Source organism: Halochromatium salexigens, from assembly GCF_016653295.1.
Lineage (GTDB): Bacteria > Pseudomonadota > Gammaproteobacteria > Chromatiales > Chromatiaceae > Lamprobacter > Lamprobacter salexigens.
The window spans coordinates 91,728-109,701 of the sequence record NZ_NHSF01000054.1 but is presented as its reverse complement, the minus strand read 5'-3'; the positions used below and the strand labels follow the sequence as shown (position 1 = coordinate 109,701).

Below are 17,974 nucleotides of genomic sequence, written 5' to 3'. Positions count from 1 at the left end.
GCCATCCAGTCAATATTCGCCAGCAAGTTAATCTGACAATGGATAACCGGCGCGCTCAAGCATATTCCGCAAGCCGGGCAGCGGATACCCTCCTCGATAGGCCTTCCTGGCATAGGATCGCGCGCCCTCGTACTCCTCTAGATCATAGAGGGCCAAGCCTAGATTGTAATTGACCTCAGGATTATCCGGGGCGAGCTTGACCGCTTTCTCAAGGGCAGTCTTTGCATCCTCGGGCCGCCCGACACGAGAATAATAGACACCCTGAATGACGGGGACCATGGCATCCATTGGTTGTGCTTGTTCCGCCCACCGAAAGCGGCACTCGATATTTGCATCGGCATGAGGGGGGAGTGGCGTCCCTTCACGGATCACAAGCCGCGCAAGCGCATTAAGCGCTGGATGATGATTGGGGAAAAAATTCAATACATATTCAAGATCATCGATAAGATAGCTCGAAGCCCCCTTGCGCAGCGATCGGACGTCCTCGGTAAAATGAAATTTTTCCACGAGACCAAGGCGCTTGCGATCCTTGGGATTCGTGTAATCCAACCCCCTGCCGCTAAATTCCGGGCAGACAGCGGCATTGACCGAGATGCTTGCGAAAAGCAAAGATCCCACCAGTAGTGTTTCAATCCGCATCTTAGTCCTCCTAATGTAGTCCGGTTGAGGTATCATTGGCTGATATCGCCAGCGTTTCACAGTGACACCGGAAACCCTATGCTGCTCCATGAGGCCCTCTTTGTCCACGCCGACCGATCGCCTGATGCCCTCGCCCTGAGCCATGCAAAGACCGCGCAGTCGTATGCTCGCCTGGCCGAGTCGGTGCGACAGGCCAGCGATTGTCTGTTAGCCAATGACCTGGCCGCGCGCGAGCGCGTCGCGGTCTACCTCGACAAACGCCTGGAAACCGTCCACGCCCTCTTCGGCACCGCCCGCGCCGGCGGCGTCTTCGTGCCGGTGAACCCGCTGCTCAAGGCCGAGCAGGTCGCCTACATCCTGCGCGACTGCAACGTGCGCATCCTGGTGACCTCGCCTGACCGCCTGACGAGCCTAGCAGACGCCCTGCCCGATTGCCCGGATTTGCATACTGTCCTGGTGCTGGGCGAAGTGGCGGACGAGCAGCGCATGGGCCATGTGCGCATCCTCGGCTGGCAGGCGCTGCTGGATGCGACCGACCCCAGCGCCAGCCCACCGCCGCACCGCACCATCGACACCGATATGGCCGCCATTCTCTACACCTCCGGCAGCACCGGCCGGCCCAAGGGCGTGGTCCTCTCGCATCGCAACATGGTCGCCGGCGCCGAGAGTGTCGCCACCTATCTCGACAATCGCCCGCAGGATCGGCTGCTCGCGGTCTTGCCGCTGAGCTTCGACTATGGGCTGAGCCAGTTGACCACGGCCTTTCTGAGCGGTGCCTCGGTGGTGCTGCTGAATTATCTGCTGCCGCGCGATGTGATCAAGGCCGTCGCGCGCGAGGGCATCACCGGCCTGGCCGCCGTGCCGCCGCTGTGGATTCAGTTGGCGCAGTTGGATTGGCCCGACGAGGCGCGCCAAAGTCTGCGTTACATGACCAACTCCGGCGGCGCCATGCCGCGCAAGACGCTCGATGCACTGCGCGCGCATCTGCCGCACGCCGAGTTCTTCCTGATGTACGGACTGACCGAGGCGTTTCGCTCGACCTATCTGCCGCCGGCGGAGATCGACCGCCGCCCGGACTCGATGGGCCAGGCGATTCCGAATGCCGAGACCCTGGTGGTGCGCGAGGATGGCAGCCCTTGCGCCCCCGACGAGCCCGGCGAGCTGGTGCATCGCGGCGCCTTGGTCTCGCTCGGCTACTGGAACGATGCCGAGCGCACCGCCGAGCGCTTCCGCCCGGCGCCGGGGCAACCGGCCGGGCTGCCGCTGGCGGAGATCGCGGTCTGGTCCGGCGATCGGGTGCGTCGGGATGCCGATGACTACCTCTATTTCATCGGCCGCCAGGATGAGATGATCAAAACCTCGGGCTATCGGGTCAGCCCCAACGAGGTCGAGGAAGTGGTCTATGCCAACGGCCTAGTGGCCGAGGCCGCCGCGCTCGGCGTCGCCCACCCCATGCTGGGGCATGGCATCGTGCTGGTGGTGTTGGGCAAGGAGGCGACGCTGACCGTCGAGGCGCTGTTGGCCGCGCTGCGCCCCCGGCTGCCGGCCTATATGCTGCCGGCTCATATTGAGGTCCGCGCACAAGCCTTACCGCGTAACGCCAACGGCAAGATCGACCGCAAGACCTTGGCCACTGAATTTGCCGACCTGTTTCAAGAGTCGTCTGATCAATAACAAGCAGCCGCCCTGGCCATGCCCCGATGGCATCTTGCATAACGCTTCTCAAGACGAGCCACAGGCACCATGCCGAGCAGTCACGACCAAAACTTTAAGAACCTGATCCTCGACTACCCGCGCCAAGCCATCGAGCTGTTCGCTCCCGATGAGGCCGAGGGCCTGAGCGCCCCCGGCGTGCGCTATCTGCCGGTGCGCGAGGAACAGCTCAAGGAGCGTCTCGGTGAGCGCTTTCGTGAGCTGGATACTCCCGTGCTGGTCGAATGGCCAGACCGTCGGCGTGAGGCGTTGCTGTTTCTGTTCGAGGAAGAGACCAAAACCCGACGCTTCTCGATCCATCGGCTGGCGCACTACTGTTTGGACATCGCCGAACTGCTCGGCACCGAGCGCATCGTGCCGGTGGTGATTTTCCTGCGCGGCGGGCATTACGTGACCGAACTGCGTCTTGGCAGTGAGCGGCGCGTCTACCTGGCCTTCGCATGTCATGCCTACGCCTTTCGCCAGCAGCAGGCGCGTGATCATTTTTCCAGCCCTAATCTCATCGCCCGGCTCAATCTCCCGAACATGCGCCACGCGCGCAGCGAGCGCGTGGCGGTTTACGCCCAGGCCGTGCGCGGGCTGCTGGAGCTGGAACCCGACCCCGAGCGGCAACTCAAATATCTCGACTTCGTCGATATCTACGCGCACTTGAGCGAGGAGGAACGCATGATCTACCAACAAGAGCACGCCCCGGAGGCCGCCGCGATCAGCGGTTTTGCCGAGCGCTTTCTGCGCCAGGGTGAAGCCAGCTTGCTACGGCGCCTACTCGTCAAACGCTTCGGCGAGCCCTCCGAGTCGATCCAGCAACGCATTGCAGCCGCCGACGCCGATACCCTAGCCCTTTGGTTCGATCGCGCCCTGGAAGCCCATGCGCTCGAGGACATCTTTTTCGACTGACCGCTAGACCTTGGCCACAGAATCCGCCGATCTGTTTTAGGAGCAGACTGATCAATGACTAGCAGCCGCCCTGGCCATGCCCCGATGGCGCACTTCCCGGTGATCGACGATTGCTTGCAGGTCGGCGGCATACCCCTGCCCCAGCTTGCGGCGCGCGTCGGCCAAACGCCCTTCTACGCCTATGACCGGCAACTGCTCGACGCGCGTGTGCAGGCACTGCGCGCAGCCCTGCCCGATGAGCTGTCGATCCATTACGCGATCAAGGCCAACCCAATGCCGGTACTGGTGCAGCACATGGCCGGTCTGGTCGATGGGCTGGACGTGGCCTCGGCCGGCGAGCTGCGCGTCGCACTAGATGCCGGCATGCCGGCCGCAGAGATCAGCTTCGCCGGCCCCGGCAAGGCGCCTTGGGAGCTGGAGGCGGCGGTCGCGGCGGGGATCACCATCAACCTCGAATCCGAGACCGAGCTGGCGCGAGTGGCGGCGATCGCCGAGCGCAGCGGCCGTAACGCCCATGTCGCCGTGCGCGTGAATCCGGATTTCGAGCTGAAAAGCTCGGGCATGAAAATGAGCGGCGGCCCCAAGGCGTTCGGCGTCGATGCCGAGCGAGTGCCGGCGATGCTCGCGCGCATCGGCGAGCTGGGGTTGCATTTTCGCGGGCTGCATATCTTCTCCGGCTCGCAGAATCTGCGCCCGGAGACCCTGATCGAGGCGCAACAGCAGACCTTCGAGCTGGCGCTGCGACTGGCCGAAGATGCACCCTCACCGCTGCAGATGCTGAACATCGGTGGCGGCTTCGGTATCCCCTATTTCCCCGGTGAACAGCCGTTGGATCTTGCGCCTATTGGCGAGCACCTCGCGAAACGCCTGCCCGATGTGCGCGAGCGGCTGCCCGAGGCCGAGATCATCCTCGAGCTGGGGCGCTATCTAGTCGGTGAGGCCGGTGTCTATGTCGCCGAGGTGCTGGATCGCAAGGAATCACGCGGGCAGACCTTCTTGATCACCGATGGCGGCCTGCATCATCATCTGGCTGCCTCGGGCAATTTTGGCCAGGTGATTCGTAAGAACTATCCGGTGGTGGTCGGCAATCGCGTCCAGGGCATCGAGCGCGAACTGGTGAACGTGGTCGGCCCACTGTGCACGCCGCTCGATGTGCTGGCGCAGCAGATGGAGCTAGCTCGCGCCGAGATCGGTGATCTGATCGTCGTCTTCCAGTCCGGCGCCTATGGCTATACCGCCAGCCCGACACGGTTCCTTGGGCATCCAGAGCCAGTTGAGGTGTTGGTGTAAGGCCGGCTATCTTGCCCGAAGTCGAAGGACGGGATAATGCCGCTCTCTAAAAGAGAGGTGGAGGAATGGCGACCTGCTTGCCCACATGAGCTGCATTGAGCCGACCACCAGAAAGGTCGCCCAACCGATCTTCTTGGCGCCGAGTCGCGCATGCGAGCCATGAGAGCTAGGGTTAAACGCGGATATGCGACTCAGAGAGTCACGAAAACCTTCCGCATACAACAGTGAATTCGCCTCTTGCCACAATTTCATGAACACGGGCGAGAGCCGGTATCGATCGGCGATGTAGACATCGTAGTCCCAGACGCTGGTGGTTGCAGGTTCGGGTCTGAACAAACATCGGACTTCGTCTTCCAGGTAGTCGCCATGGGAGAACCAGAGGAAGCCGGCCAGATCATCGTTCAACTCCGCGATCAGGCAGCGGCCGCCTTTGGAAAACCGGTCTACAATGACACCTTCATTGCGATGAGGCACTGAATGCAACAAAGTATTTTCAGGGGTTGCTTCGTACACATGAACTCGGCGGCCGCGATGAGATGGCAACAAAGGCTTGGTGTGTATGGGTTGCACCACGAGATCATATTTGATCAACCGCGCACGATCTCTGCTGATCCGAGAGAGGGCAACGGAAATGAGATAGAAAAACCCGTTCAGCCATCCTAATGTCTGGAAATTGGTGCGCAGTGATTCAATGATTTTTTGCATGTCCGATGCTCCGCTATATCTGATTTAACAATAATAATACGGCACATTTGTGTAGAGGCCCTTATCTCGAAATTTTAATCTGAAAACAGGGCAAAAAAAAACACGAGCACAACACCTATGGCCTTAGCCGACGAAGATATCGCCTTTATCAAAACCCACATCGGCGAGTGGCTCACCGAGCAGAGCCTTAGCAAGCCAGCAGCGGTCTATGAGATCGAGCTGCGCGAGCGCATGGTGCGGGTGGAAGAGGAACTCAAGCACCAGCGCGAACTGATGCGCCAAGGCTTCGAGCAGGTTGATAGGCGCTTCGAGCAAGTCGATAAGCGCTTTGAGCAAATGGATAAGCGCTTCGATGAGATGCTCAAACGCCATGATCAGCAATTCTTTTGGCTGCTCGGCTTTATCGCCACCGGCGTGGGCCTGATCATCGCCGCATTGCGGTTTCTCTAGCTTTCCCTCCCTTCCCGATCTATCTTAGGAGGAAGACGACTTATGACCAGCAGCCGCCCGGCCATTGGAGCTAGCCCGCGCCGAGATCGGTGATCTGATCGTCGTCTTCCAGTCCGGCGCCTATGGCTAGACCGCCAGCCCGACGCGGTTCCTTGGGCATCCAGAGCCGGTCGAGGTGTTGGTGTAAGACAACCGCATGTTATGCTAGCAATGCTGTCAACTGCATGCAAAGAGGTTGAAGTGAGAGCCAGGGTTAAACGCGGATATGCGACTCAGGGAGTCACGAAAAGTGTAGAGACCCTTATCTCGCAATTTTAATCTGAAAACAGGGCAAAAAAACACGAGCACAACGCCTATGGCCTTAGCCGAAGAAGACATTGCCTATATCAAAACCCACATCGGCGAGTGGCTCACCGAGCAGAGCCTTGGCAAGCCAGCGGCGGTCTACGAGATCGAGCTGCGCGAGCGCATGGTGCGGGTGGAAGAGGAACTCAAGCACCAGCGCGAGCTGATGCGCCAAGGCTTCGAGCAGGTTGATAGGCGCTTCGAACAAGTTGATAAGCGCTTTGAACAAGTCGATAAGCGCTTTGAGCAAATGGATAAGCGCTTCGATGAGATGCTCAAGCGCCATGATCAGCAATTTTTCTGGCTGCTCGGCTTCATCGCCACCGGCGTGGGCTTGATCATCGCCGCGTTGCGGTTTCTCTAACCCAGCAGTGACATCGTAAACTTGGCCATCAGTCCTCGAAAAAGACTCACTGATATCGAGATTTTCTCAGAAAACCGCAAAGCCTCAAGTGGTATGGATCTGGGCGCGGATGTCGTAGCGCTCGCCGTCGAGCGCTAGATGTCTCGCCCAGATATGCCCTTGGCCGGGTAGCCGACGAAGGCCAGTTTGGCGCTGGCTAGTCGGTTCAGGCTGATACCCTGCTCGGCTGCCGCCATGGCAAGCTGGCGATGCAACTCCGGTGGGATGCGCACGCGAAATTCACCGCTGTATGTGCGCTCTGCGAGTGGCTCAGGCACAGGCTCGCGGTTCGCTCGCAGGTCGTCCACGACACCATGGACCAGCGTGCGGATACCGCTCAACGCCTCTTCGGGCGTTGCTGCCAGCCAACTCAGGGCTGGAAACTCGATGCAGAGCCCAACGTGCTCCTGATCCTCAGCGGACCAAGTCACGCGATAGGTGTAGTGATCAGCGCTCATCACCCTTCTCCAGCTTGTCAATTGCCTGAAGCACCTGCCGAACCTGATACGGCTTGGCCTGCCCGTCCGCGTTCTGGATGTTGACACGCGGATCACCTGGCCAAGGGGTTTTGAATACCAAGTGACTGGTGCCACTTTGGCGCGGCCGCCCGAAATAGGTCTCGCAAACCTTTCTCAAATCTGCAAAGCGAACATTTTTCGGCTCCTCACGCATTTTGGTGAGGACTTTCTCCACCGATGCCATGCTCTTAATGGTGCCATTAGTGACACCATTTGTCAATCAGCTGCAGCTCGATAGGGAGCGGGGCACAACAACCTCGGTTCTTTTCAGCACGTCACGGAGCTTCCCGGCCAACACCGCCTTTGCGTCCTCATCCCCATGCACCAGCCGGATCTCGGCCGGCGCGGTCGGTATGCCAGTGGCAAACTGGATCAAATCCCGCTGGTCGGCATGGGCTGAGTAGCCGCCGATGGTATGGATCTGGGCGCGGATGTCGTAGCGCTCGCCGTCGAGCATCACATAACCGCCGCGTGGACCATAGCGCTGGATGTCGCGCCCCGGCGTGCCCCTGGCCTGGTAGCCGACGAAGAGGATGTCGTGGCGCGGGTCGCCGAGCATGGCCTTGAGATAGTTGACCACCCTGCCCCCGGCGCACATCCCGCTGGCGGCGATGACCACGGCGGGCTGACGGCTGTGGGCCAGGTAGTTGACCATGTGCATGTGGTCGGCGTGGTGGTCGACGGTGACGAGCTGCTCGAAGGCGAGCGGATGGCGACCTTGTTGCAGCCGGTCTTGGGCCTCGTCGTCCCAGACCTGGCGCAGGCGCCGATAGCCTTTGGTGAAGTCGGCGGCTAGGGGTGAGTCGAGCACCACTTGCAGGCGCTGCCAGTGCGGGCGTGCTTGTGCGCCACCTTCGCCATGGGCGTGGAACAGGCCTTCAAGCTCGTAGAGCAGTTCTTGGGTGCGGCCGATGCTGAAGGCCGGGATCAGCACGGTACCGCCATCGGCGAGGGCGTGCTCGATCACTGTGCGCAGGCGCTCGACGCGGGTGCCGCGGTCTTCGTGGCAACGGTCGCCATAGGTGCTCTCGAGCACCAGGATGTCGGCGCGCTCCGGCGGCCGCGGTACGGGCAGCAACGGGGTGTCGGGGGCGCCGAGATCGCCGGAGAAGACGATGCGTTGGCGCTTGTGTGGGACGTCAATTGGGACATCAATCTCCACATAAGCCGAGCCGAGGATATGGCCGGCTCGCTGTAGGCGGATCAGCGGGGCGCTGCCGGGTGGCTCGCCGGCCGACGCGAGCGGGACGACGCCGCCCTGCCCGTCGAGCCGGTGCCATTGCCCGAACGGCAGCGCGATGATGCGGCTGCGCAATACGGCGAGCACCTGCTCGATCAGCCGTTGATCGCGGGTGAAACCGACCTTGAGCGCGTCTTCGAGCACCAGCGGCAGCAGCTCAGCCGAGGCCGGGCTAGTGAAGATCGGACCCTGGTAGCCGGCGGCGAGCAGATAGGGCAGCCTCCCGACATGGTCGATATGCACATGGGTGATGATCAGCGCCTGGATCGGGGCGATGTCGAAGCCGATCTGCAATTGGTTGGCACGCGCGCCATCGTCGCCGGCCTCGTCGCCCTGGAAGAGGCCGCAGTCGATGAGTAGCGAGTGGTAGCCGGTAGCGTTCTGGGCATCGGGCGCGGGATAACGCAGTTCATGACAGGAGCCGGTAACGCCGGTGGTGGCGCCGTGGTGATGGATTTTGGGGGTCATACATTTAGCCTAATCGAACGACTCACTCAGGCTGGTCCCTTGCGGACACCAAGGAGAAACGCATGGCTCAGTGGTGAGGCGAGCCAAGGCAAGCGACGCAACAGCCAGCGTATGGGTTTGGATTCGACCCAGGGCTGCAACCGCTGCAGCCGGCTAGGCAGAATCGGCACCCAGTAGACCTGGACCGACTGCACACCTTGGGCGAGCAGGATCTGGCGCAATCGCTCGGGCTCATCATAGCGGAGATTCAACGGCGGCCCACCGAGGCGGGCGCGCAGGCGCTTGATCAGTGTGGCCAAGCTGCGCCGATTCAGCGCATCCACCCAGACCTGTCCGCCAGGGCGCGTTGCGGCCATCAATTCCCGCAATGCAGGCTCAGGCGCGGAGAGGGCCTGCAAGACGCCGAGGCACATGACGCCATCCATACTCGCGGACCGAATCGGCAGCTTCGTGGCATCGCCGACGAGCCAGCGGATGCCCTCATCACTGCGCTCGCGGGCCTTTTGCACTGAGGGGAGTGAATAATCGAGCCCCAGCGTGCTGAGCTTGCGGCTGGCGAGATAACGGGTGTAACTGCCCGCACCGCAACCGGCATCCAGCCAGCGTGTTCCAGGCGCATCGCCTGGCCAGACGCGCTGGAAATGCCGCAATCGGGTCTCCAGCCCGGAGGCGGTCCAGCCGGCGATCCCGGCATCGTCGTCGAATTGGCGACCGCGCTGCACGAAACGTTGCCGCCAATGTTCTTCGAAACCCGATCGAGCCATCAGTTGCTCCGTTTAAGTTGACGAGCTGATCCAGTCTCGCGTCCAGTCCGCCACCTGATCGCGCCAGACACGCCGAGAGAAGGTGTGATTGGCCTCGGGCAATTCGCGGTGCGTGACTCGGGGGGCATCGAGCAGCCCCTGCCACGCGGGCGACTGGTTGGCAACATCGCGAAATTCCGCGGCGGTAAGATCATCGCCACTGAGAATCAACAGAATCGGGCCGTTAAAACGTCGCCAGCCCGCAGCCATGCGCTTGGGAAGCGGTCCAGGCGGGAGGCGTTGCCCCTGGCGCCCCTTGGTGGTCGCTGATGCGGCCGCCGTCGCCGCCGTCGTCCCACTCGTCTCTGTCGCCCCGGTTGCGGCTTTCTCTTCCGAATCCGCATCGACGCCCGCGTTGCCGCCTAACGAGCCTGACGCGTTCGAAGCACGACCAGCGCCGGCGACTTGCCGCACCATCGCCGCCAATGATCTGATCGAGTTGAGCGGATTGACACGCCCGCTGATCAGGCTTGTCCAGAAATCCCGACTTAGCAAGCGGCGCAGGTAATAGCCCTTGAGATAGGCTTTCGCGAGTCCCTCCTCGGTGCGCACCCAGGGATTGAGTAGCACCAGCCCGCTCACGCGCGGGTCTTGCCAGGCGTAAAACAGGGCGGCGGAGGCCGCATCGCAGAGCCCCCAGATCACGACCTCCCGCAGCCCCGGCGATTCGGCCTGAAAGCGGTCGATGGCGGCGCGGATGTCCTCGTCGATCTGCTCGAAATCGCGCTGCGGGCCGCTGGAGTCGCCCATGCCGCGGTAGTCGAAGCGGAACACCGGGATGCCAGCGGCTGCCAAATGACGAGCTAGGAGCAGGAACTGGCGATGACTGCCGACCCGATATTGCGGGCCGCCGACGACCAGTAGTAGGCCGCGATGCGGCTCGGCAACTGCGGTTGCAGGATGCAGGATGCCGAGCAGTTGCTCGCCATCGACCTCAAAGGTCAATGCCCGCTCCATCGCAACGGCCTGCGGCTGATCCTGCCCCATCGGCGCCTCTTGCTGCGCAGGCGCGTCTTGCATCGGACCCGCCGTCATCATCAGCCTAGCACCTCGGTCAGTGCGCGCTCGGTCACCGTCAACAGGGCCGGCACCTCTCGGATCTCTTGCGTTGCCCAGAAGGGCTCGCCCTGAACGACCGCGGTTTTGATCTGGATGCCGATGCCTGGGTGTTGCGTTGTCTGTCGCGCTGTCGATTCGGCCAATGGCTGAACCACCTGTTCACCTACTTGCTCAGCGGATTGTCGCCAGGTCTCCACGACTCGGGCGCTAGCGGGGGGAAGCGTTGGTGACTCCGCTTGGGTCACCTCCAGCCAGCAGACCGCACCCGCCTTAGGCGGCTGCAGGCGAGCTGCGGCCAACCGTTCAGCCAGTGCCGGCGCGAGACCGTAGCCGGCCACTTCCAGCACTTCACCGGCATCCAAACGCGCACGCAGTTGCGCGGTGGTTTCCTTGGCGCCCCCGATCATGCCAGCGGCCATGCGCAGGCGTAGGAATTGGGTCAGATGCAGCTCACCATTGGTCACGGGCTGCCAGAACAGCGTCGCGGCGGGCATTTCCTCGCGGGTCTGCAGCAGATCGCTGATCAGCAGGCAGCCAGCGCGCAGGCCCCAGAGGATCAGCGGTGCTTGGTAGGTTGCTTGCAACTGTTCCAGGCACTGACCGAGATCGCTCAGCCAGGTCTCCCAGCGGGCATCGGAGAAATCGCCGCTACTATCGCCGCAGCCGTGGAGATCGGGCATCAGCACCGCGTAACCCAACTCGGCCAGGCGGCGCGCCTGCAGCGCGACCATGCGCCGGGATTTGTTCAGTTCTTCGGCAAACGGGTGCACATAGAGCACGGCGCCGCGCACAGGCTGGGTGGCTGGCTCGTGCAGGATCTGGAACAGAGCGCCCTGTTCTCCGTTGACGAAAGCAGCGCGAGCTACCATCGCATCGGCAGCCGACGTGACATGTGGAAGACCCTCAGAATCTCTATTCGCTGCAGCCTTGGACGGACACGGTAAGGGATCAGGTATCTGGTTCCGGGAACCGGAATTTCTCGCGTATCAGGCAATCGGCCTGGATGTCCAAGACCGGGATTGTCCGCTAGCAGGGAGACCGTCTGTACGATTTTTCGCACCACTTCTCGTGCAGCTTGTGGATTATCCTTAGCGATATAGGTCGCTTCCTGGTCCAAATTTTCCAGTGCCTTCCGTAGCCACTTAATCTCCATCTAGGCCCCATTTGCTTAGAACAGAACGGATTTGGTCGGTGCTCGCAAAATCATCGGCATCCGCTTCCTTGACGGCTGTTTCGAGTTCTTGCAATTGCCATTCGTTCAGTTCCACATAGTCGCGCAGCGCCTCGGCGGCAAGGAAAGACTTGCTGCGCTGCATGGTGCGGGCTAGAGCACTCAAGCGTGACTTTAACGCCTCGTCTAGCCGGATCGTCATGGTGGTGGAATCCGCCATCGGTGTACCCCGGTCACTTGGATGTACACAGGCTAGCACATTGCTAGGCGCCTGAAGACTCGCGCTTCTGATCCACAAAGGCAACCAAGCTGCCAAGGGTCTCGAAGGTCTCGGCGCTGACCTCGTCATCGTCTACCATGAGACCGAAGTGCTCCTCGATGGCAGTGATCAGCCCGACCACGGCCATCGAGTCCAGCTCGGGGATATTCCCCAGCAACGCCGTCTGGCTGTCGAACGTCTGAGCGCGGCCGTTGAGGCTCAGCGTGCTGTCCAGGATGTTGCGAACCTCGTCAAGACTAGTAGCCATAAACCATAAACCTGTTCCCAAAGCTGCCGGCAGCGAGTCTGCCGGGGCCGATGTTGTACGATATTCGGTCTGGCGCAGTATATCAGCACACCGCAGGCGAAGCGGATCAGCGGATCGTCAGCCGCGTTGCTTATGTCTCACCGCCAGGCCAGAACTCGGCATCGATCAGTTGCTCGTACACCCAAGGGCAGTGCTCAGGAAAGCTTGCCGGCGCGAGCTTGTCCTGCCCCCTTGAAGCACGGATGCTTTATCATTGCGCGCAAGACTATATCAGCAACCTGTGCGGACCAACTTGAATGACGGGACTTTGCGGCTGGTTCAGCCTTGAGCAGGGGCAAGGACAGGAATCCACCGGCGTCGAGGCGCGCGCCCGGCATCTGCCGGCGGCGGCTGGGGCCAGCGTCAGCCATCGGCATCATCCGCATGGTGCCTGCTTGGTCCGCGCCGGCTGGGTCAGCCAGGACGCGACGGCCTGCATCGCCGCACTCGCCGGCCATCCACGCTGGCGTGATAGCGAGCTGGCCGAGCAGGCGCGCGCCCATGATCCCGCCGTCGCGCTGCTGAGCGCCTATCAACGCTTTGGCGACGGACTCTTCGAGCGCATCGCCGGCGATTTCGCGCTGGTGGTCCTGGACCCCAGCAAGCCGCGCCTATTGGCGGGTATCGACCGCACCGGGCAGTTGCCGCTGCACTTTGCGCCGATCCCCGGTGGCCTGGTCTTTGGCACCTCGGCGGATAGCGTGCTGGCGCATCCGGGCCTGGAGCGCCGCCTGACCGCCGAGGGGCTGTTCCATTATCTGTTCTTCCACATGCTGCCGGCGCCGGTGAGCCTGTTCGCTGGGCTGCACAAGCTGCAGGCGGCACATCGCCTTGATATCGATCGCGGCGGCTGGCGCACGAGGCCGTACTGGCTGCCGTCGTTCACGGAACCGGCGGATGCCGACCAGGGCGCTTTGGGCGCGGAGATGAACGCGTTGCTCAGGGCTGCGGTCGCACGCGCCGCCGATGCGGATCAAATCGGCGCCTTCCTCAGCGGCGGGCTGGACAGCTCCACCGTGGCTGGCCTGCTCGCCGAGATCCGCCCCGGCGCTGCCGACACCTTCAGTATCGGCTTCCATGCCGAGGGCTACGACGAGATGCCCTACGCGCACCTGGCCGCGCGGCATTTCGGCCTGAACGCCCATGAGTACTATGTGACCCCGGAGGATGTGGTCGAGGCGGTGCCGCTGATCGCCGCTAGCTACGACGAGCCCTTCGGCAATTCGTCCGCCCTGCCCGCCTATTTCTGCGCGCGGCTCGCAGCCGAGACCGGCGTGACCCATCTGCTTGGGGGTGATGGCGGTGATGAACTGTTCGCCGGCAATGAGCGCTACGCCAAGCAGGGAGTGTTCGAGCATTGGAATCGAATCCCAGCGCCTCTGCGCAAGACGCTGCTGGAGCCGCTGTTCACCCGGCTGCCACGCGCCGTCCCGCTGGTGAGCAAGGCGCGCAGCTATGTCGAGCAGGCGCGTATCCCGCTGCCGGATCGGCTGCAGACCTATAATTACCTGCACCGATTGCCCTTGCAGGAGCTGTTCGCGCCGGATTTTCTCGAACAGATCGATACCGAGGCCCCCTGGCACTTGATGCGGGAACTCTATCAGCGCCCAGACGACGCCTCATCGGTCAATCGCATGCTCTATCTCGATTGGCAGCAGACCCTGGCTGATAACGATTTGCGCAAGGTCACGCGCATGTGTCAGCTTGCGGGGGTGGATGTCGTGTATCCGATGCTCAATGACGATGTGCTGGAATTCTCCTGCCGGGTACCGAGCGCGCTCAAGCTGCGCCCAGGCCAACTGCGGTATTTCTATAAGGAGGCTACGCGCGGTTTTTTGCCACCCGAGATCATCGACAAAAAAAAACACGGTTTTGGCCTGCCGTTCGGGGTCTGGATGCGCGAGCACAAGCCGCTGCACGAGCTGGCCTACGACAGCCTGTTGCGGTTGAAGACGCGCGGGTTCCTGCGGCCCGCCTTCATCGATCGCCTGATCGACCTGCATCGCGAGGCGCACGCAGTCTATTATGGTGAACTGGTCTGGGTCTTGATGATGCTCGATCTCTGGCTGTCATCGCAGACTGGACTGCCCGCTCCTGAGCTGCACACTCCCTTGGTAAACGACAGAACTCCAAACAGCTGATGAATATTGCAATCTTCGGTTTAGGTTATGTAGGAGCGGTCTCGGCTGCCTGTCTAGCCCGCGATGGACATGCTGTACTGGGTGTCGACGTTGATCCCAATAAACTGGAGCTGATCCGCGGTGGTCGCTCGCCGATTGTCGAGGAAGGCATTCAAGAGCTCACCGCGCAAATGGTTAGCGAGGGCCGGCTGCAGGTCACGGATGATGTCGAGGCCGCCGTCGGCGCGAGTGCGCTCTCGTTCGTCTGTGTGGGAACACCGTCACAGCCCAATGGCAGCCAAGACCTGAAGGCCATCGAGCATGTTGCCGAGCAGATTGGCGCGGCACTGCGCGGGCAGGATCAGTACCACGTCGTGGTGATCCGCTCCACGGTGCGCCCCGGCACGGTCATGGAGCGGGTCAAGCCCATCCTTGAAACACAGTCGGGAAAGCGCTTGGGCGAGGGCTTCGGCCTGGCCTTTCAGCCCGAGTTCCTGCGCGAAGGCACCTCGATCCGCGATTACGACAATCCGCCCTTTACCGTCGTCGGCGCGGATTCGGAGCGCACACTGAGCGTGGTACGCACGCTCTTCGAGCATCTGCCCTGTGAATTCCTCGGCACCGATATCGGCACCGCCGAGATGCTGAAGTACGCCTGCAATGCCTTCCATGCGCTGAAGATCGTCTTCGCCAACGAGATCGGCCGGCTCTCGCAGGCGCTGGGCGTGGATTCGCGCGAGGTGATGCGCCTGGTCACGCAGGATCGGCAGTTGAATATCTCGCCGGCCTATCTGCGCCCTGGGTTCGCGTTCGGCGGCTCCTGCCTGCCCAAGGATCTGCGCGCCCTGCTCTACATGGCCAAGGAAGAGGACACCGAGTTGCCGATGTTGGATGGGGTGGTTCGCAGCAATCAACAACAGATCGATCATGCGGTCGACTTCATCCTGCAACAGGGCCGGCGACAGGTCGGCATGATCGGCCTGAGCTTCAAGAGTGGGACTGATGATCTGCGCGAGAGTCCGCTGGTGACCTTGGCGGAGCGGCTCATCGGCAAGGGCATCGAGCTGCGTATCCATGATCCAAATGTGCAGCTCGCGCGGCTGCTCGGCGCCAATCGCCGCTTCATCGAAGACAAGCTGCCACATATCGGCCGGCTCCTGAGCGAGGATTGCGGCGCACTGATCCAAGACTCGGAGCTGATCATCGTCGGGCTCAGCGATGCGCCTCTGTCCGAGCAGGTGATCGCCAACGCCAAGCCCTCGCAGACGGTGCTCGATCTGGTCGGCATGAAAGGGCTTGATCGGCTCCAGGCCGCCTACCGAGGCATCTGCTGGTGAGCCAGCGACCGCGCCTGCTGTTCGTCTCGCCGCGCTTCCTGTTCCCGGCCGATCAGGGAGGCAAGATCCGCACCACGCAGATCCTGCGGGGGATGAAGGGCGGGCATTTCGAGATCCTGCTCGCCTCGCCGGTGGCCGGCGATGAGGCCCAGCGCTATCGCGCCGAGCTTGATGCGATCTGTGACAGGCTGATCGCCTGGCCTGCAACGTCAAGGTCTCCGCTGCATGCGCTCACCCGCCTGCGCCATCTGCCAGCATCACAACCGGTGTCGGTGATCAGCGATGCCTCGCCTGCGGGCGCCTCGGTGGTTCGTGATGCGCTCGGGCAGGCTGACCTGGTGGTCTTCGATTTCCTGCATGCGATGATCTTGGCGCCCGAGCGTATCGCGCCGCCGTCGCTGCTGTTCACTCACAATGTCGAGGCCGAGATCTTTCGACGCCATGCCGAGGTCGCGAAGAACCCGCTCAAGCGGCTGATCTGGCAGCAGCAATATCGCAAGATGCAGGCTTACGAGGCGCAGAGTCTCAAGCGGGTCGAGACCGTAATCGCCGTCTCGGAGCGCGATGCCGAGCTCTTCAGCGCCATACCCGACATACCGACGGTTGAGACCATTCCCACCGGCGTCGATCTTGAGTTCTTCCCGGCTCAAGAGCCTGGTGATGACGACCATATCGTCTTCACCGGCGCCATGGACTGGCAGGCGAATATCGACGGCATCAGCTTTTTCATGGAAGAGATTTGGCCATGCGTGGCCGAGCAACGGCCTCAGGCGCGGGTCACCATCGTTGGCCGCAATCCGTCGCCAGCGTTGGTCGAGCGCGCGCGCCGCCTGCGCTTACCCTTCCGGTTCACCGGCTTTGTCGATGATATCCGCCCCGAGGTTGCGGGAGCAGCTGCCTACATCATCCCGTTGCGGGTTGGTGGCGGCACCCGGATCAAGGCTTTCGAGGCCATGGCCATGGGCATCCCGGTGGTCTCGACCGCACTTGGTGTCGAAGGCTTGCCTGTCACACCGGATGAGCATTATCTGCGCGCAGACACCAGCACCGAGTTCGCCGATGCGCTGGTGCAACTGCTCGAGGATCAGGAACTACGCCGATCACTCTCGCGAGCGGCACGCGCCTATGTCGAGGAATACTTCTCCTCGCAAGCCGTTGCTCAACGCTTCGAGGAGATTTGCTTGCGGACGCTTGAATCGACATCCTCAGCTTGAAGTATCCCAGTAAAGCATCCAGCCCACAGCCCACCGCCCTTTAAACTTCGTGCGCTCCCCGGCTGGTCAGCAGATTGCGAACAAGCCGCAGCGCGAAACGCCCAGGCGTCTGATCCCAAGGCGTGAAGCGGGCGAGCTGATAGGGATCGCTGCTGCTCGTGGAGACACCCCAGGCTGTCGAGACCGACGCCGCGAAGCCCGCCTCACGGACCATGGTGACATGGCGGTGATCGTAGTCCTGCTCCGGCTTGCCATTGGGATAGGCGAAGAGGTGCACCGGCTCGCCGAGCAGATGCTCCAGCGTCTCGCGGCCACCGGCGATCTCGGCGCGGGCCTGCGCATCGGGCGTGCGCGCCAAGATCGGATGGGCGTGCGTGTGTCCGCCGATGGTCATCCCGGCGGCGGCGAGGTGCTTAACCTGCTCGCGCGTCATCATCAAATCCTTTGGCAGCGGCGTCGGTGAACGCTCGGCAATGGCCTGGGCTCGCGCCTGGCGCTCGCTGGGCTCAAGATGTTTCAAGCCCTGGATCAACTCAGCGGCAATCTGTTTTCGGTCTTGGTCACCACCAATAAGGCGATGATCAAGCCCAAGGTCGGGCCACTCGATGGCGCCCTCGGGGACTCGGCGCAGGGTCTCGAGTATCCGGTCATTGAACATCAGCCCGCCATCGAGATAACCGGTGGCGATGAAGAAGGTGGCGGGCAGGCCGAGTTCCTTGAGAATCGGCAGCGCGACTGTGGCGTTATCAGCATAGCCATCATCGAAGGTGATGCAGGCAGCCCGCGCCGGTAACGTTCCCTTGGCGAGTCGTTCAACCGCTTCGCTCAGCGGCAGCACAGTGAACAGGCTAGACAAGACCTGCAGCTGCCAGCGAAACGCCGCAGCATCCGGCTCGGCTGACAGCAATGCATCCGGCTGCGCCAGGACACGGTGATAGATGAGGATGGACAAGCGCGCTCTGGACCCTGCTGGCGAGAGTTGGCTGGCCAGCACGCGCAGAAGCATTAGTTTGATGGCGTTCACTTGAGCATTCAA

At 62.1% G+C, this 17,974-nt stretch carries 20 protein-coding genes; 8 read left to right on the top strand and 12 right to left on the bottom strand.

Annotated elements, in window-relative coordinates; translation table 11 throughout:
- Nucleotides 1-27: 27 nt before the first annotated feature.
- Nucleotides 28-639: a tetratricopeptide repeat protein gene (locus CCR82_RS08715; protein ID WP_201245122.1), complete on the bottom strand. Its 612-nt coding sequence runs from the start codon at nucleotides 637-639 to the stop codon at nucleotides 28-30.
- Between the two features lie 78 nt (nucleotides 640-717).
- On the opposite strand from CCR82_RS08715, the gene CCR82_RS08710 reads away from it, so the two are divergent.
- The 3 genes from CCR82_RS08710 (at nucleotide 718) to CCR82_RS08700 (ending at nucleotide 4,539) form a co-directional block, all read left to right on the top strand.
- Nucleotides 718-2,313, top strand: coding sequence for an acyl-CoA ligase (AMP-forming), exosortase A system-associated (locus CCR82_RS08710; RefSeq protein ID WP_201245120.1), 1,596 nt, complete (start codon nucleotides 718-720; stop codon nucleotides 2,311-2,313).
- A 69-nt stretch (nucleotides 2,314-2,382) separates the two neighbouring features.
- Nucleotides 2,383-3,249: an RpnC/YadD family protein gene (locus CCR82_RS08705; RefSeq protein WP_201245118.1), complete on the top strand. Its 867-nt coding sequence runs from the start codon at nucleotides 2,383-2,385 to the stop codon at nucleotides 3,247-3,249.
- 54 nt (nucleotides 3,250-3,303) lie between these two features.
- The gene (locus CCR82_RS08700) at nucleotides 3,304-4,539 is read left to right on the top strand and encodes a pyridoxal-dependent decarboxylase, exosortase A system-associated (protein ID WP_201245116.1); all 1,236 of its coding nucleotides are present in this window, start codon (nucleotides 3,304-3,306) and stop codon (nucleotides 4,537-4,539) included.
- Nucleotides 4,540-4,545: 6 nt separating this feature from the next.
- On the opposite strand, the gene CCR82_RS08695 is transcribed toward CCR82_RS08700, so the two are convergent.
- A complete protein-coding gene (locus CCR82_RS08695; protein ID WP_201245114.1) occupies nucleotides 4,546-5,244 on the bottom strand; it encodes a GNAT family N-acetyltransferase in 699 nt (232 codons plus the stop codon).
- Between the two features lie 117 nt (nucleotides 5,245-5,361).
- Here CCR82_RS08695 and CCR82_RS08690 point away from each other — a divergent pair, with 117 nt between their 5' ends.
- Complete coding sequence (locus CCR82_RS08690) at nucleotides 5,362-5,694, top strand: hypothetical protein (protein WP_201245112.1); 333 nt, start codon at nucleotides 5,362-5,364, stop codon at nucleotides 5,692-5,694.
- A gap of 355 nt (nucleotides 5,695-6,049) precedes the next feature.
- Nucleotides 6,050-6,403, top strand: a complete 354-nt coding sequence (locus CCR82_RS08685) for a hypothetical protein (RefSeq protein ID WP_201245110.1) — start codon at nucleotides 6,050-6,052, stop codon at nucleotides 6,401-6,403.
- A gap of 134 nt (nucleotides 6,404-6,537) precedes the next feature.
- On the opposite strand, the gene CCR82_RS08680 is transcribed toward CCR82_RS08685, so the two are convergent.
- The 9 genes from CCR82_RS08680 to CCR82_RS08640 form a co-directional block, all read right to left on the bottom strand.
- Nucleotides 6,538-6,900 carry a type II toxin-antitoxin system HicB family antitoxin gene (locus CCR82_RS08680; RefSeq protein WP_201245108.1) on the bottom strand — a complete coding sequence of 121 codons (363 nt, stop codon included), beginning with the start codon at nucleotides 6,898-6,900 and terminating at the stop codon, nucleotides 6,538-6,540.
- Complete coding sequence (locus CCR82_RS08675; protein WP_201245280.1) at nucleotides 6,890-7,144, bottom strand: toxin HicA; 255 nt, start codon at nucleotides 7,142-7,144, stop codon at nucleotides 6,890-6,892. Before CCR82_RS08675 ends, CCR82_RS08680 begins: the two co-directional genes overlap by 11 nt.
- Before the next feature lie 36 nt (nucleotides 7,145-7,180).
- The gene (locus CCR82_RS08670; protein WP_201245106.1) at nucleotides 7,181-8,668 is read right to left on the bottom strand and encodes an MBL fold metallo-hydrolase RNA specificity domain-containing protein; all 1,488 of its coding nucleotides are present in this window, start codon (nucleotides 8,666-8,668) and stop codon (nucleotides 7,181-7,183) included.
- A 26-nt stretch (nucleotides 8,669-8,694) separates the two neighbouring features.
- Nucleotides 8,695-9,432, bottom strand: a complete 738-nt coding sequence (locus CCR82_RS08665) for a class I SAM-dependent methyltransferase (RefSeq protein WP_201245104.1) — start codon at nucleotides 9,430-9,432, stop codon at nucleotides 8,695-8,697.
- Nucleotides 9,433-9,444: 12 nt separating this feature from the next.
- A complete protein-coding gene (locus CCR82_RS08660) occupies nucleotides 9,445-10,428 on the bottom strand; it encodes a hydrolase 1, exosortase A system-associated (protein WP_201245278.1) in 984 nt (327 codons plus the stop codon).
- A gap of 80 nt (nucleotides 10,429-10,508) precedes the next feature.
- Complete coding sequence (locus CCR82_RS08655; RefSeq protein WP_201245102.1) at nucleotides 10,509-11,399, bottom strand: hydrolase 2, exosortase A system-associated; 891 nt, start codon at nucleotides 11,397-11,399, stop codon at nucleotides 10,509-10,511.
- Nucleotides 11,393-11,683: a type II toxin-antitoxin system RelE/ParE family toxin gene (locus CCR82_RS08650; RefSeq protein ID WP_201245100.1), complete on the bottom strand. Its 291-nt coding sequence runs from the start codon at nucleotides 11,681-11,683 to the stop codon at nucleotides 11,393-11,395. Before CCR82_RS08650 ends, CCR82_RS08655 begins: the two co-directional genes overlap by 7 nt.
- Nucleotides 11,673-11,921 carry a CopG family ribbon-helix-helix protein gene (locus CCR82_RS08645; protein WP_201245098.1) on the bottom strand — a complete coding sequence of 83 codons (249 nt, stop codon included), beginning with the start codon at nucleotides 11,919-11,921 and terminating at the stop codon, nucleotides 11,673-11,675. Before CCR82_RS08645 ends, CCR82_RS08650 begins: the two co-directional genes overlap by 11 nt.
- Before the next feature lie 43 nt (nucleotides 11,922-11,964).
- Nucleotides 11,965-12,228, bottom strand: coding sequence for an acyl carrier protein (locus CCR82_RS08640; RefSeq protein WP_201245096.1), 264 nt, complete (start codon nucleotides 12,226-12,228; stop codon nucleotides 11,965-11,967).
- A gap of 296 nt (nucleotides 12,229-12,524) precedes the next feature.
- Between CCR82_RS08640 and CCR82_RS08635 the strand changes: the two genes are divergently transcribed.
- The 3 genes from CCR82_RS08635 to CCR82_RS08625 are packed head-to-tail and all read left to right on the top strand — an operon-like array spanning nucleotide 12,525 to nucleotide 16,938.
- Nucleotides 12,525-14,408, top strand: a complete 1,884-nt coding sequence (locus CCR82_RS08635; protein WP_201245094.1) for an asparagine synthetase B family protein — start codon at nucleotides 12,525-12,527, stop codon at nucleotides 14,406-14,408.
- Nucleotides 14,408-15,724: a nucleotide sugar dehydrogenase gene (locus CCR82_RS08630; protein ID WP_201245092.1), complete on the top strand. Its 1,317-nt coding sequence runs from the start codon at nucleotides 14,408-14,410 to the stop codon at nucleotides 15,722-15,724. The genes CCR82_RS08635 and CCR82_RS08630 overlap by 1 nt, the downstream gene beginning before the upstream one ends.
- Nucleotides 15,721-16,938: a glycosyltransferase gene (locus CCR82_RS08625; RefSeq protein ID WP_201245091.1), complete on the top strand. Its 1,218-nt coding sequence runs from the start codon at nucleotides 15,721-15,723 to the stop codon at nucleotides 16,936-16,938. The genes CCR82_RS08630 and CCR82_RS08625 overlap by 4 nt, the downstream gene beginning before the upstream one ends.
- Nucleotides 16,939-16,978: 40 nt before the next feature.
- On the opposite strand, the gene CCR82_RS08620 is transcribed toward CCR82_RS08625, so the two are convergent.
- The gene (locus CCR82_RS08620; protein WP_201245276.1) at nucleotides 16,979-17,944 is read right to left on the bottom strand and encodes a polysaccharide deacetylase family protein; all 966 of its coding nucleotides are present in this window, start codon (nucleotides 17,942-17,944) and stop codon (nucleotides 16,979-16,981) included.
- Nucleotides 17,945-17,974: the final 30 nt, after the last annotated feature.

Coding starts and splice junctions, on each gene's coding strand:
- CCR82_RS08715 (WP_201245122.1), bottom strand. CDS start 639: ATGCGGATTGAAACACTACTGGTGGGATCTTTGCTTTTCGCAAGCATC.
- CCR82_RS08710 (WP_201245120.1), top strand. CDS start 718: ATGCTGCTCCATGAGGCCCTCTTTGTCCACGCCGACCGATCGCCTGAT.
- CCR82_RS08705 (WP_201245118.1), top strand. CDS start 2,383: ATGCCGAGCAGTCACGACCAAAACTTTAAGAACCTGATCCTCGACTAC.
- CCR82_RS08700 (WP_201245116.1), top strand. CDS start 3,304: ATGACTAGCAGCCGCCCTGGCCATGCCCCGATGGCGCACTTCCCGGTG.
- CCR82_RS08695 (WP_201245114.1), bottom strand. CDS start 5,244: ATGCAAAAAATCATTGAATCACTGCGCACCAATTTCCAGACATTAGGA.
- CCR82_RS08690 (WP_201245112.1), top strand. CDS start 5,362: ATGGCCTTAGCCGACGAAGATATCGCCTTTATCAAAACCCACATCGGC.
- CCR82_RS08685 (WP_201245110.1), top strand. CDS start 6,050: ATGGCCTTAGCCGAAGAAGACATTGCCTATATCAAAACCCACATCGGC.
- CCR82_RS08680 (WP_201245108.1), bottom strand. CDS start 6,900: ATGAGCGCTGATCACTACACCTATCGCGTGACTTGGTCCGCTGAGGAT.
- CCR82_RS08675 (WP_201245280.1), bottom strand. CDS start 7,144: ATGGCATCGGTGGAGAAAGTCCTCACCAAAATGCGTGAGGAGCCGAAA.
- CCR82_RS08670 (WP_201245106.1), bottom strand. CDS start 8,668: ATGACCCCCAAAATCCATCACCACGGCGCCACCACCGGCGTTACCGGC.
- CCR82_RS08665 (WP_201245104.1), bottom strand. CDS start 9,432: ATGGCTCGATCGGGTTTCGAAGAACATTGGCGGCAACGTTTCGTGCAG.
- CCR82_RS08660 (WP_201245278.1), bottom strand. CDS start 10,428: ATGGAGCGGGCATTGACCTTTGAGGTCGATGGCGAGCAACTGCTCGGC.
- CCR82_RS08655 (WP_201245102.1), bottom strand. CDS start 11,399: ATGGTAGCTCGCGCTGCTTTCGTCAACGGAGAACAGGGCGCTCTGTTC.
- CCR82_RS08650 (WP_201245100.1), bottom strand. CDS start 11,683: ATGGAGATTAAGTGGCTACGGAAGGCACTGGAAAATTTGGACCAGGAA.
- CCR82_RS08645 (WP_201245098.1), bottom strand. CDS start 11,921: ATGGCGGATTCCACCACCATGACGATCCGGCTAGACGAGGCGTTAAAG.
- CCR82_RS08640 (WP_201245096.1), bottom strand. CDS start 12,228: ATGGCTACTAGTCTTGACGAGGTTCGCAACATCCTGGACAGCACGCTG.
- CCR82_RS08635 (WP_201245094.1), top strand. CDS start 12,525: ATGACGGGACTTTGCGGCTGGTTCAGCCTTGAGCAGGGGCAAGGACAG.
- CCR82_RS08630 (WP_201245092.1), top strand. CDS start 14,408: ATGAATATTGCAATCTTCGGTTTAGGTTATGTAGGAGCGGTCTCGGCT.
- CCR82_RS08620 (WP_201245276.1), bottom strand. CDS start 17,944: ATGCTTCTGCGCGTGCTGGCCAGCCAACTCTCGCCAGCAGGGTCCAGA.